Below are 10,620 nucleotides of genomic sequence, written 5' to 3'. Positions count from 1 at the left end.
ACATTGGTCGCGACGAGGAGGCGACATGCGCAAGTACCTGATGAATGCGAGCGTGATCAGCTCGGTGACCAGCGCCTGGCCAGTGTTCAGGGCGACGCGGACCGGACCGCGCGATTGGCGCCTCGCTCTGCTGTGGGCCAGCTGGGGCATCGGCGTGGCGCTCGCCATCGGCGCCGTCAGCCAGCGCGACGAGGGCATCCGGCAGGAAGAGCTCGAGCGCGAGCTGCGCAAGGCGGCTAAGCGCAAGTGAGCCTTAGGTCCCTCACGGCAGTCCCGCGGTACGAGTGCCCGTGACCGACCCTGTCGTCGTGATCGGCGACGCGCTCGTCGATGAGGTCGACGGCGCGTCGATCGTCGGCGGCGCCGCCCTCAACGTGGCGGTCGGCCTCGCCCGCCTGGGCGTGCCCGCGCGGCTGATCGCCATGGTCGGCGACGACGCCGCAGGTCGGCTGGTGCGCGAGCACTGCGCCGCGCACGGCGTCGAGCTGCTGGCGACGGATGCGCCGCACGGCACGGCGGTCGCGAGCGCCGTGCGCGCCGGCGGCACCATGCACTACGAGTTCAACCAGGCCGGCACGTCGCGCTTCGTCGACCTGGCCGGGCTCGAGTACCTGCTCGAGGCGGCGCCGCTCGTGGTGGTCTCGTGCCTCGCGCTCGAGCACCCGGCGCAGATTGCCCCGCTACTGGCGCTCTCGCACTCGCGCGAGCGGCTGCTGATCGATCCGAACGCCAGGCCCGGCTACCTGCAGGCCGAGGGGGCTCGCGAGCGCTTCGCGGCCGGGCTCGACCGACTGGCCGGCCGGGCGCTGCTGGTGAAGGTGAGCGACGAGGACACCGAGCTGGTCTACGGCGAGGATGCCAGCGAGACCGCCTCCCGCTGGCTCGGTGCCGGTGCGGGTGCGGTGGCGGTCACACGCGGCTCCGAAGGCGCGGTCATCACGTCGGCGCGCGGCTACGTCTCGGCGCCCGTGCCCGAGCTGTCGAGGCCCATCGTCGACACCATCGGCGCCGGTGACAGCGTGCTCGCCTCGCTCACCGCATCCGTCATCACCCGTGACCACGAGGGCGGATGGGCGGCGCCGCTCGAGCGCGCCATGGCCGTGGCCGCCGCGACCACGCGCTCGGCGGGAGGGCTGCTGCAGCTGCCCGACGAAGTGAGCTGACAGCACCGGTGGACCGGGTCGGAGACGGACCCGGGCGCTGGCATCGCAGCGTCGGCCCGAACGGGCCGCCGCTTTCAGCTCCAGCGCGCGCCTAGCATGGGGTGATGGCCCTGAAGTCGCTCGATCAGTCCTCGAAGCTCAAGCACGTCCTCTACGAGATCCGCGGCCCGGTGGCCGCCGAGGCCGCGCGGCTCGAGGCCGAGGGGCATCGCATCCTGAAGCTCAACATCGGCAATCCCGCGCCGTTCGGCTTCGAGACGCCCGACACGATCGTGCAGGACATGATCGCGAACCTGCCGCTCGCCGAGGGCTATTCCGACTCGAAGGGCATCCTCTCGGCACGCCGCGCGGTCGTGACGCGCTACGAGGGCGTCGCGGGCTTCCCGCAGCTGAGCGTCGACGACGTCTTCCTCGGCAACGGCGTCTCGGAGCTCATCACGATGACGATGCAGTCGCTGCTGGATGCCGGCGACGAGGTGCTCATCCCCGCGCCGGACTACCCGCTCTGGACCGCGATGACCTCGCTCGGCGGCGGCACGCCCGTGCACTACCTGACGGACGAGGCGAACGACTGGGTGCCGGATCTGGACGACATCGAGGCGAAGATCACGCCCCGCACGAAGGCGATCGTCGTCATCAACCCGAACAACCCCACAGGCGCCGTCTACACGCGCGAGTCGTTGCAGGGCATCGTCGACCTGGCGCGCAAGCACTCGCTGCTGATCCTCGCCGACGAGATCTACGACCGCATCCTCTACGACGACGCCGAGCACATCTCGATCGCGACGCTCGCGCCCGACCTGCTGACGCTGACGTACAACGGGCTGTCGAAGACCTACCGCGCGGCAGGCTTCCGCGCCGCCTGGCTCGCGATCACGGGGCCGAAGGCGCACGCGGCCGGCTTCCTCGAGGGGCTGACGCTGCTGGCATCGACGCGCCTGTGCCCGAACGTGCCGGCGCAGTACGGCATCCAGGTGGCGCTCGGGGGCCACCAGTCGATCGAGGACCTCATCCTGCCCGGCGGCCGGCTGCTCGAGCAGCGGGACGCGGCCGTGGAGGGGCTGCGGCGCATCCCCGGGGTGAGCGTCGTCAACCCGAAGGGGGCGCTCTACCTCTTCCCACGGCTCGAGGCCGAGGTGCACGAGATCCACGACGACCGGCAGTTCGCGCTCGACCTGCTGCGCGAGGAGAAGATCCTCGTCACGCACGGCACGGGCTTCAACTGGCCCTCACCCGACCACTTCCGCATCGTGACCCTGCCGTGGAAGCGCGACCTCGAAGACGCGGTCGAGCGGATCGGCAACTTCCTGGCGTCCTACCGGCAGTAGCCAGGACTGCCTCACGACATGAAGAAAGCCCGGCGCTCTGCGCCGGGCTTTCTCGCTGTACACCCCCCGGGACTCGAACCCGGAACCAATTGATTAAGAGTCAACTGCTCTACCGATTGAGCTAGAGGTGCATGGTCTCTCGACCGAGGAATAACGATACCAGACGTTGCGAGCACTTGTGCACTGCTTGGATGGAACCGATGACGCACCTCCAGCCCGGCATGGCCGCACCCGACTTCACCCTGCCCGACCAGAGCGGCACTCCCGTCTCGCTCGCCGATCTGCGCGGTCGCAAGGCGATCGTCTACTTCTACCCGCAGGCGCTCACCGTCGCGTGCAAGCAGCAGGCGTGCGACTTCCGCGACCGTCTGCCCGATCTGTCGCAGCACGGCTATGCGGTCGTCGGCATATCGCGCGACTCGATCGAGCGGCTCGCCCGAGCGCATGAGCTCGACGCGCTCACCTTCCCGCTGCTGAGCGACGAGGACCTCGCCGTGCACCGCGCCTGGGGCACGTTCGGCGAGAAGAACAGCTACGGCCGCCTCGTCGAGGGCGTGCGCCGTTCGACCTTCGTGCTCGACGAGCAAGGCGTGATCACGCACGCCTTCTACAACACGAAAGCGAAGGGCCACCTCGAGATGCTCCACAAGCGGCTCGCGTTCAGCGACTGACGGCTACTCGACCTCGGGGCGCAACCACACGGTGACGCTCCGGCGCAGCACGAGCACCAGCACCGTCACCGCGAGCGCGGCCAGGATGAGCGCGAGCCACACCGGCCCCTCTCCCCCGTTGAAGGTGCCTGCGGCGACGCCGAGCTGCAGCACCTGCCACACCACGGCGGCCGCGCGCGACCAGGATCGGCCGTCGAGCATCGCCCTGCCGGCCTGCAGCAGGAAGAAGGCCGAGCCCGCCGCGAGCGCCGCCAGGAACAGGCCGCCGGCGACGTGCTGCGGCCCGTCGCCGAGCGCCGAGATGGCCACCCAGGCGGCGATCACGAGCATGCCGAGCGCTTCGAGCAGCAGGAGGCCGCCGGCCGTCGAAGCCGTGCGCGGCCGAAGTCTGGAGTGATCGCTCACAGAAGAAAACCCTTGCCTCTCTGGGGGTGCTGTGGAAGCATAGAACGTCGGGCGGCACCGCTGCTGCGCCCCGAGTCTTCTGCGCCGCGGATTCCCGCGAAGCGCGACTTCCCCCTCCAATGTACAAGGAGCACATGTATGGATTGGCGTGATGACGCTGCCTGCCTCACGGTGGACCCCGAGCTGTTCTTCCCGGTCGGCAACACCGGCCCAGCGCTCGAGCAGATCGAGAAGGCGAAGGCAGTCTGCGCGACGTGCCCGGTGACCGAGATGTGCCTCCAGTACGCCCTCGAGACCAACCAGGACTCGGGCGTGTGGGGCGGCCTCTCCGAGGATGAGCGCCGCGCGCTCAAGCGCCGCGCCGCGCGCGCTCGCCGCGCCGGCTGACGCAGCACGAGAGAAGCGGGGTCGCCTTCGGGCGGCCCCGCTTCTGTGTGCGGTCAGCACCGCGCTGCAGCGGCTGAGCGCGCGGTGACGCCGGGCGCGTCAGGCGGTGTCGTCGTCCGAGCGGATGTACGACAGCGGCACCTTCACCGTCACCTCGGTGCCCTCGATCGCCCTGGCGCCCCAGTCGATCGTGCCCGAGAGCTCGCCGGTGACGAGCGTCTTCACGATCTGCGTGCCGAGCCCGGAGCCCACCCGGCCCGGCGGCAGGCCCGAGCCGTTGTCGCACACCTGCACGGTGAGCCACTTCTCGTCGCGCGCGGCGGTGATCCGCACGAGCCCGTCCTTCCTGCCCGGGAGACCGTGCTCGACCGCGTTGGTGACGAGCTCGGTGAGGGCAAGGGCGAGGGGCGTCGCGTAGCCGCTCGGCAGCACGCCGAACGTGCCCTGCCGCTCGGTGCGCACCTGCGCGCCGTGGATCGACGCGAGCTCGCTCGTGAGCTTCATCGCCCGGTCGAAGACCTGGTCGAAGTCGACCGACTGGCTGAGGCCCTCCGAGAGCGTGTCGTGCACGACCGCGATCGATGAGACGCGCCGCTCGGCGTTCTGCAGCGCGGTGCGCGACTCCTCGCTCTTCGACCGCCGGGACTGGATCCGCAGCAGCGCAGCGACCGTCTGCAGGTTGTTCTTCACGCGATGGTGGATCTCGCGGATCGTTGCGTCCTTGGTGATGAGCGTCTGCTCCTGCGCGCGCATGTCGGTGACGTCGCGCGCCAGCACGAGCGCGCCCAGCCGCGCCGAGCCCTGCCGCAGCGGCACCGCGCGCAGCGTCAGCGTCACGAGCCTCGTCTCGATGTCAGTGCGCCACGGCGCCCTGCCGGTGACGACGAGCGGCAGCGCCTCATCCACCTCGTGCGACTCGTCGATCAGCTCGGTCGTGATCTCGGCGAGCGATTCGCCCTCCAGCTCGCCGCGGAAGCCGAGCCGCGTGAAGGCGGAGAGCGCGTTCGGGCTCGCGAAGGTGACGACGCCCGCCTGGTCCAGGCGGATCAGGCCGTCGGATGCGCGGGCCGCGCCGCGTCGTTGGCCCGACGGTGCTGCGGGGTCGGGGAAGTCGGCGTCGGCGATCATCCGGAACAGCTCGCTCGCGCACTCGCGGAAGGTGCGCTCGAGGCGGCCGGCGCTGCGCGTGTCGGCGTGGTTGGCATGGCGGGTGATGACGGCGATCGGCTGCTGCACGAGCGCGACCGAGGGCTCGACCTCGCGGCGCCGCACGGGGATCGCCCGCACCTTGGCGTCGGACTCGACGCCCCACTCAGGCGAGTCGGCGTCGAGGGAGACGCCCTCGGTGTATGCCCGGTGGACCTGCTCGCGCCATGCGTTCCGCACCGGTTGGCCGACGATGTCGCGGTAGAAGAGCGTCGCGGCGCCGGCGGGGCGCGCGTGCTGCACCGCGATGTAGCCGTCGTCGTCACCGGTCGGCAGCCACAGCACGATGTCGCCGATGGCGAGGTCGGCCAGCAGCTGGAAGTCGGCGACCAGCCGATGCAGCCACCGCACGTCCGGGTCACTCAGCAGGCCGTAGCGCTCGGCGATCGACGTCAGGCTCGTCACCGCCTCAGCGTAGCGCGGGAAGCCACCGCCGCCTGGGCCGCTCCGCCGCGCGCAGCGACGCGCGGCTCGCCGGCGCCTCCGACGGGATCAGTGCGGTCGCGAGCTCCTGCACCCTGCCTCGCAGGCGCGAGCGGCCCGCGACGTCGACCAGCGGGCGGCCCTCGAGCAGCGCCGCATCCGCTGCCCTGCCGTCGAACGGCCAGCAGGCCTCGGGAGTGACGGCCGCCAGCCTGCGCAGCGTCTCCTGCACGGCGCGCTCAGGCGCGATGCCGATGGCCGAGGCACGCACCTTGTTCACGACCACCCGCACGCGCGCCTGCGGCACGAGCTCGCGCAGCTCCGGCAGAGTGCGCACGAGCCTGGCGATGCCGACCGCGTCGCCGCCGGCGACGACGAGCACTTCGTCGGCGGCCTCCAGCGACGCGAGCGTCGCGGCGTGCCTGCGCGGCGCGAACAGGTCGCTGGAGATCTCCTCGTCGCGCTCGAGGCTCGCTGCCACGTCGACCACGGTCACATCGACCCAGTCGCGGCAGCGTTCGAGCACCTCGGCCACGCGGTCGCCGCCGATCTCCGGCCAGCGGCTCGAGCGCCCGATGCCGGTGAGCACGCGCACGGTGCCGCCCATGCTCGGCACCTGCTGGCAGATGCGGTCGAGCTCGTCGACGGTCAGGCTGCCCGCGCGGGCGAGCCGCGCTGCCGCGGCGAAGCCCGGCGACTCGTCGAGCAGCCCGAGCGCTGGCGCGACGGATGCGCTGGTGGTGTCGGCGTCGACGAGCGCGACCCGCTGCCCCAGGAGCGCCAGCTCGGCCGCCAGTGCGATCGCAGCGGTCGTGCGGCCGGGCGCACCGGCGGGTCCCCAGACGGCGACGACGCGGCCGCTCGCGCGCTCGGGCTCGCCCTGGGATCGAGCCGACGGCTGCACCTGCGCCTCGATCGCGGCGAAGCCGTCGTCCCATGCGACCGCATCGATCCCGAGCGCCTGCGCACGCGCGCGCTCCGGAGCGTCATCGGCCAGCGCGAGCAGCCGCATGCCTCGCCGGTCGCAGGCGTCGACGAGGTCGCGGCTGGCGTGCCGCTCGTCGGCGACCACCAGCACGAGATCGATGCTCGGCTCGGCGTCGTCGGCTCGAGCGGCAAGGCGCTCGAGCAGGTCGGCTGCCGTGGCTGCACGGATGGCGACCCGATGCCCGTGCCGAGCGGCCTCCCGCACGACGGCATCCTCCCGCTCGAGCGGCGCGGAGACCGCGATGCCGATCACGGCGCCGCCTCGACGGGCTGAGCGAGCGGCACGACGCTCAGCACGTGCTCGTTCGACATCGCCTCGAGCAGCACCGAGGTCTCGTCGGTCGGCACGAGCAGCTCGAGCTGCTGCGCCGAGCTCGCGAGGATCCCCTCGTCCTCCAGCACGCCGACGACGATCGCGTCGTCGATGAGCACGGCGGGCGCCTGGTAGCCGTCCTCCGTCGGAGCCGCGGTCCAGACGTCCACGAGGGATCCCGTGCGCACCGCCCGCGGCAGCGCTCCCTCGATGTCGACGACGATCGCCGAGCGATCCTCGCTCGCCGCATCGCCGAGCGCCCGCACCGGCAGCACCTCGCCCGTGCCGACCGTCGACGCGACGAGCATGCCCACCGGGTCGGCCGAGGCATCCAGGTACCGGTCCTGCGACTGCGGCAGCCGCACATCGACCTGCTCGACATCGCCCGCCGCGACGATGTCGCCCGGCAGCAGCGTGCGGGTCGCCGCCCACGCAGTCTCGGTGCGCGACGACTGCTGCACGACGAACCAGACGCCCGCGAGCGAGACGAGCACGAGGACCACCCCGATCACCAGCCTCGGATCCATCCAGGTGCGGCGTGCGGCCATGCGTCCTCCCTCGTCGACGACGACAACCTGACACGTCGCCGCGACACGTCGCTGAAGTTCTCCACAGCCTCCGCTCACGTCGGCCCCGACTGGCGCACAATGGTGCGCATGTCGATGGAACCCCGCCGCTTCCTCGCGGTCGCAGACGTCGCCGACGTGCTGGGCTCGACGCCCGGCGCCGTCGTGGAGCTGCTCGAGGCCGGCGAGCTCCGCGGGGTGCGCGTGCGCGGCGCCTGGCGGGTCGCCGACGACGAGGTGCAGGCGTGGATCGACCGGGAGCTCGAGCTCGAGCGCCGGCGCGGCCTCTGGCGCCAGGCGCAGACGCCGAGCATCGTGGACCTCTTCGGCGAGCGCTGAACTACGGCAGCCGCACCCAGTCGAACGCGGCGAAAGGCACGATCCGCCACGAGCGCACGGCGCTCGCACGCGGCCGCTCTCCCGGCTCGTGCACCGCGAGATCGAGGTGGTCCCGGCCGACGCGGTCGATGGTGCCCGCGACCGGACTCGGGCCCTCGAGGATGACGGATGCCCGGCGACGTGCGAGATCGCGCAGCGCGAAGGCGAAGCTCAGCCTCGCCTGCAGGTCGCCGGCCGCGTTCGCCTGCCGCACCGAGGCCGCGGCGCCGTCGCCGTCGAGCTCGACGCCGACGATCGCGTGCAGCGGCACGACGGCGCCGGTCTCGGCCGGCGCTCCCTCGACCACCACGCCGTTGAGCCAGTCGCGGCCGAGCGACATGCGCCGCAGCCGCAGCCGCCCGCCGGCCCGCAGTGTCAGATCGAGCAGGCGCGGGGCAGCCGCGAGGCGATCGCGCAGCTCGAGCCTGCCGATGCGGAAGCGCTCCTCTTCGGCCTGCAGGTCGCGCTGCTCGGCGCCCAGCTCGGCCTCGAGCTGGCTCTCCAGGTCGTCGAACAGGTCCTCGAAGCGCACGCGGGCGAATCTAACCGCCGCGCACCGCCCCGTGTCGAGCGTTCTCCACAGGGCAGAACTCCCCATGACGCCGCACCCGCCGAACCCGCTACCTTTCCGGCACGGCGGCGCCTCTGCGGGCCGCGCACCGCGACAGCGGTATGCGAGGAGGCATGGTGCGGGCGACGAGACAGCGGATGACGGCAGTGGACGCCGAGGAGTTCTTCGACTTCCAACCCTGTTCCTCGGCCGCGCTGCCTGATCCGACACCGCTGATCGAGAACCTCGCGACGGGCGTGATCGAGGTGCTGCTGGGCGTGCGCGAGGTGCAGCAGATGGCCCGATTCGTGACCGAGGGGCTCTTCCAGCAGCTCACCGAGCGCGCGCTCACAGCCCGACGTGATCGCGCGCAGCGGCAGCAGCGCGAGGTGCCCGGGTTCGCGGTCGGCAGCGTGCACACCTGCCACACCGCCGACGGCGTTGTGGAAGGCGCTGTGGTGGTGCGATCGGCCGTCCGCACGCGCGCCGTGGCGCTGCGGCTCGAGGGCCTCGACGGGCGCTGGCGCGCCACTGCGATCCGCGTCCTGTAGTCGCAGAACACGCTGCGGCAGGGCTAGGCTCGCGGGTCGTCCGGGCTCTCGGAAGCGCCGCGCTCGGTCTCCGCCGCCTGCGCCTCCTGCACCGCCCCGCCGTCCTCGGCGGTCGACCCCTGCGCGGCCGCCATCTCGGCCAGCAGTCGCTCCTTCGCCTCCTCGCGGTCGTTGATGCGACGCACCCGGCGGTTGAAATCCCACATCAGCAGCATCACCGCGACCGCGACGATCGCGGTGACCGCGAACCCGATGACGCCCGGCGTCACCTGGTTGGGGTCGTAGGGCAGCTCTTCCAGGAACAGCGCGTGCATCAGTCCTCCTCGACGCCTGCGAACAGGTCGTCCTCCGGGCCCGTGCTGGGCACGCGCGAGCGCACCAGCTCGTAGTCCTCGGTCGGCCACGTCTCGCGCAGCAGCTCGTTCGGCCAGAAGAAGAAGCGCGACTCCGGGTCGACCTGGCTCGCGTGCGCGCGCAGCGCGATGTCGCGGGCCTCGAAGTAGGCGGCGACGTCGACGCGCGTGGTCATCGTCTCGCCGCGGTCGCCCATCCGCTCGACCCACTCGCGCACGAAGCCGAGCCGCTCGTCATCGGGCGCCGACGCCTCGAGCGCGCCCAGCAGCGCGCGCAGCCGCGCGCCGCTCATGGTGCGATCGAAGTAGAGCTTCTCCACCTCCCACGGCTCGCCGAGCTCCGGCAGGCCCTCGGCCGCATGCTCCACCGCCCACATCGTCACCTCGTGGCAGCGGATGTGGTCGGGGTGCGGGTAGCCACCGGTCTCGTCGTAGGTGACGACCACCTGAGGCTTGAGCCGCCGGATGAGGCGCACGAGCGGGCGGCCAGAGATCTCGAGCGGGATGGTGGCGAACGAGAGCGGCCGCAGCGGCTCGCCCTCGCCGGGCATCCCGGAGTCGACGTAGCCGAGCCAGGCGTGGTCGATGCCGAGCGCCTCCTGCGCGGCAGCCATCTCCAGTCTTCGCAGCCCCGTCATGTCGCGGGCGGCGCGGTGGCCGAGCTCGAACCGCTCGTTCAGCACGCTGCCGCTCTCGCCGCCGGTGCAGGAGACGACCGTGACCTGGGCGCCGTCGGCCGCGTAGCGGGCCAGCGTCCCTGCGCCCTTGCTCGACTCGTCGTCTGGGTGCGCGTGCACCGCGAGCAGTCGTCGCACTGCCTCTCCCTTCCGCCCAGCGCACCGCGGCGCTCGACGGCGCGGCAGATAGGCTGGATAGGTCTCCATCTTCCCACGGACAGGCCCCCATGACCGATCTGGCAGCCCGCTACGGGCGAACGCGCTCGCGCACGCGGCGCGAGAAGATCCTGGGGATCTCCGTCGGCGTCGCCATCCTGCTCACGGCCACCCTCTGGGTGTGGTGGGTGGGCACCGAGCCGGGGAGCACGCAGCTGCAATCGCGCACCATCGGGCATGAGATCGTCGACGACTCCACCGTCGAGGTGATCTTCGAGGTCTCGGTCGAGGCTGGCACCACGGTCGAGTGCGCGCTCGAGGCGCTCGACCCCGCGTACGGCATCGTCGGGTGGGTGCAGGTGGACCTGCCTGCCACCGATGCCTTCACCAGTACGCACGTCGTGCCGGTGCGCACGAGCTCTCTGGCGACCACCGGATTGGTCTCCGAGTGCTGGGTGACATAGAATGCAGGTCGGACCGGCCCACTCGGGGCCGGTTCTGTGCAT

At 71.8% G+C, this 10,620-nt stretch carries 15 protein-coding genes and 1 tRNA gene; 8 read left to right on the top strand and 8 right to left on the bottom strand.

Going from position 1 to position 10,620, the window contains the following annotated elements:
* Nucleotides 1-25 precede the first annotated feature (25 nt).
* The 3 genes from BM288_RS09095 to BM288_RS09085 all read left to right on the top strand — a co-directional run bounded on the left by BM288_RS09095 (nt 26) and on the right by BM288_RS09085 (nt 2,491).
* Nucleotides 26-250 (top strand): hypothetical protein, encoded by a 225-nt coding sequence (locus tag BM288_RS09095; protein WP_092918155.1) that lies wholly within the window; start codon nt 26-28, stop codon nt 248-250.
* 40 nt (nt 251-290) lie between these two features.
* Nucleotides 291-1,163 (top strand): PfkB family carbohydrate kinase, encoded by an 873-nt coding sequence (locus BM288_RS09090; protein WP_177220330.1) that lies wholly within the window; start codon nt 291-293, stop codon nt 1,161-1,163.
* Nucleotides 1,164-1,267: 104 nt separating this feature from the next.
* Nucleotides 1,268-2,491, top strand: a complete 1,224-nt coding sequence (locus BM288_RS09085) for a pyridoxal phosphate-dependent aminotransferase (RefSeq protein WP_092918151.1) — start codon at nt 1,268-1,270, stop codon at nt 2,489-2,491.
* A 58-nt stretch (nt 2,492-2,549) separates the two neighbouring features.
* Here the strand turns inward: BM288_RS09085 and BM288_RS09080 are convergent.
* A tRNA-Lys gene (locus BM288_RS09080) sits at nt 2,550-2,622 on the bottom strand.
* A 69-nt stretch (nt 2,623-2,691) separates the two neighbouring features.
* Here BM288_RS09080 and bcp point away from each other — a divergent pair.
* On the top strand, nt 2,692-3,162 hold the full coding sequence (gene bcp, locus BM288_RS09075) for a thioredoxin-dependent thiol peroxidase (protein ID WP_092918149.1): 471 nt from the start codon (nt 2,692-2,694) through the stop codon (nt 3,160-3,162).
* Nucleotides 3,163-3,165: 3 nt separating this feature from the next.
* Here the strand turns inward: bcp and BM288_RS09070 are convergent, their stop codons facing one another.
* Nucleotides 3,166-3,567 carry a hypothetical protein gene (locus tag BM288_RS09070; protein WP_092918147.1) on the bottom strand — a complete coding sequence of 134 codons (402 nt, stop codon included), beginning with the start codon at nt 3,565-3,567 and terminating at the stop codon, nt 3,166-3,168.
* A 138-nt stretch (nt 3,568-3,705) separates the two neighbouring features.
* Here BM288_RS09070 and BM288_RS09065 point away from each other — a divergent pair, with 138 nt between their 5' ends.
* Complete coding sequence (locus tag BM288_RS09065) at nt 3,706-3,954, top strand: WhiB family transcriptional regulator (protein WP_072314150.1); 249 nt, start codon at nt 3,706-3,708, stop codon at nt 3,952-3,954.
* Nucleotides 3,955-4,053: 99 nt separating this feature from the next.
* Here the strand turns inward: BM288_RS09065 and BM288_RS09060 are convergent, their stop codons facing one another.
* The 3 genes from BM288_RS09060 to BM288_RS09045 are packed head-to-tail and all read right to left on the bottom strand — an operon-like array spanning nt 4,054 to nt 7,431.
* Complete coding sequence (locus tag BM288_RS09060; RefSeq protein WP_092918145.1) at nt 4,054-5,565, bottom strand: sensor histidine kinase; 1,512 nt, start codon at nt 5,563-5,565, stop codon at nt 4,054-4,056.
* Between the two features lie 4 nt (nt 5,566-5,569).
* A complete protein-coding gene (locus BM288_RS09055; RefSeq protein ID WP_143103074.1) occupies nt 5,570-6,823 on the bottom strand; it encodes a CpaE/TadZ family protein in 1,254 nt (417 codons plus the stop codon).
* Nucleotides 6,820-7,431, bottom strand: a complete 612-nt coding sequence (locus tag BM288_RS09045; RefSeq protein WP_092918139.1) for a hypothetical protein — start codon at nt 7,429-7,431, stop codon at nt 6,820-6,822. The genes BM288_RS09055 and BM288_RS09045 overlap by 4 nt, the downstream gene beginning before the upstream one ends.
* 108 nt (nt 7,432-7,539) lie before the next feature.
* On the opposite strand from BM288_RS09045, the gene BM288_RS09040 reads away from it, so the two are divergent.
* Complete coding sequence (locus tag BM288_RS09040; RefSeq protein ID WP_092918137.1) at nt 7,540-7,788, top strand: helix-turn-helix domain-containing protein; 249 nt, start codon at nt 7,540-7,542, stop codon at nt 7,786-7,788.
* Between the two features lies 1 nt (nt 7,789).
* Here BM288_RS09040 and BM288_RS09035 read toward each other — a convergent pair whose 3' ends face one another.
* Nucleotides 7,790-8,359, bottom strand: coding sequence for a hypothetical protein (locus BM288_RS09035; RefSeq protein ID WP_092918135.1), 570 nt, complete (start codon nt 8,357-8,359; stop codon nt 7,790-7,792).
* 176 nt (nt 8,360-8,535) lie between these two features.
* On the opposite strand from BM288_RS09035, the gene BM288_RS09030 reads away from it, so the two are divergent.
* Nucleotides 8,536-8,928 (top strand): Rv3235 family protein, encoded by a 393-nt coding sequence (locus BM288_RS09030; protein WP_092918133.1) that lies wholly within the window; start codon nt 8,536-8,538, stop codon nt 8,926-8,928.
* 23 nt (nt 8,929-8,951) lie between these two features.
* Here BM288_RS09030 and BM288_RS09025 read toward each other — a convergent pair whose 3' ends face one another.
* Both BM288_RS09025 and mca read right to left on the bottom strand, forming a co-directional pair.
* Nucleotides 8,952-9,242, bottom strand: coding sequence for a hypothetical protein (locus BM288_RS09025; protein ID WP_092918131.1), 291 nt, complete (start codon nt 9,240-9,242; stop codon nt 8,952-8,954).
* Nucleotides 9,242-10,096 carry a mycothiol conjugate amidase Mca gene (gene mca / locus BM288_RS09020; RefSeq protein ID WP_318255449.1) on the bottom strand — a complete coding sequence of 285 codons (855 nt, stop codon included), beginning with the start codon at nt 10,094-10,096 and terminating at the stop codon, nt 9,242-9,244. Before mca ends, BM288_RS09025 begins: the two co-directional genes overlap by 1 nt.
* Nucleotides 10,097-10,185: 89 nt before the next feature.
* Between mca and BM288_RS09015 the strand changes: the two genes are divergently transcribed.
* A complete protein-coding gene (locus tag BM288_RS09015) occupies nt 10,186-10,578 on the top strand; it encodes a DUF4307 domain-containing protein (protein ID WP_092918127.1) in 393 nt (130 codons plus the stop codon).
* Nucleotides 10,579-10,620 lie beyond the last annotated feature (42 nt).

Origin of the sequence: Agrococcus baldri, assembly GCA_900114805.1 — a bacterium.
GTDB lineage: Bacteria > Actinomycetota > Actinomycetes > Actinomycetales > Microbacteriaceae > Agrococcus > Agrococcus baldri.
This window is presented reverse-complemented; position numbering and strand designations above follow the sequence as displayed.

What these genes read in the sequence shown, in the direction of transcription:
- BM288_RS09095 (WP_092918155.1), top strand. Translation starts at nt 26, where the DNA reads ATGCGCAAGTACCTGATGAATGCGAGCGTGATCAGCTCGGTGACCAGC.
- BM288_RS09085 (WP_092918151.1), top strand. Translation starts at nt 1,268, where the DNA reads ATGGCCCTGAAGTCGCTCGATCAGTCCTCGAAGCTCAAGCACGTCCTC.
- bcp (WP_092918149.1), top strand. Translation starts at nt 2,692, where the DNA reads ATGACGCACCTCCAGCCCGGCATGGCCGCACCCGACTTCACCCTGCCC.
- BM288_RS09065 (WP_072314150.1), top strand. Translation starts at nt 3,706, where the DNA reads ATGGATTGGCGTGATGACGCTGCCTGCCTCACGGTGGACCCCGAGCTG.
- BM288_RS09045 (WP_092918139.1), bottom strand. Translation starts at nt 7,431, where the DNA reads ATGGCCGCACGCCGCACCTGGATGGATCCGAGGCTGGTGATCGGGGTG.
- BM288_RS09040 (WP_092918137.1), top strand. Translation starts at nt 7,540, where the DNA reads ATGTCGATGGAACCCCGCCGCTTCCTCGCGGTCGCAGACGTCGCCGAC.
- BM288_RS09030 (WP_092918133.1), top strand. Translation starts at nt 8,536, where the DNA reads ATGACGGCAGTGGACGCCGAGGAGTTCTTCGACTTCCAACCCTGTTCC.
- BM288_RS09025 (WP_092918131.1), bottom strand. Translation starts at nt 9,242, where the DNA reads ATGCACGCGCTGTTCCTGGAAGAGCTGCCCTACGACCCCAACCAGGTG.
- BM288_RS09015 (WP_092918127.1), top strand. Translation starts at nt 10,186, where the DNA reads ATGACCGATCTGGCAGCCCGCTACGGGCGAACGCGCTCGCGCACGCGG.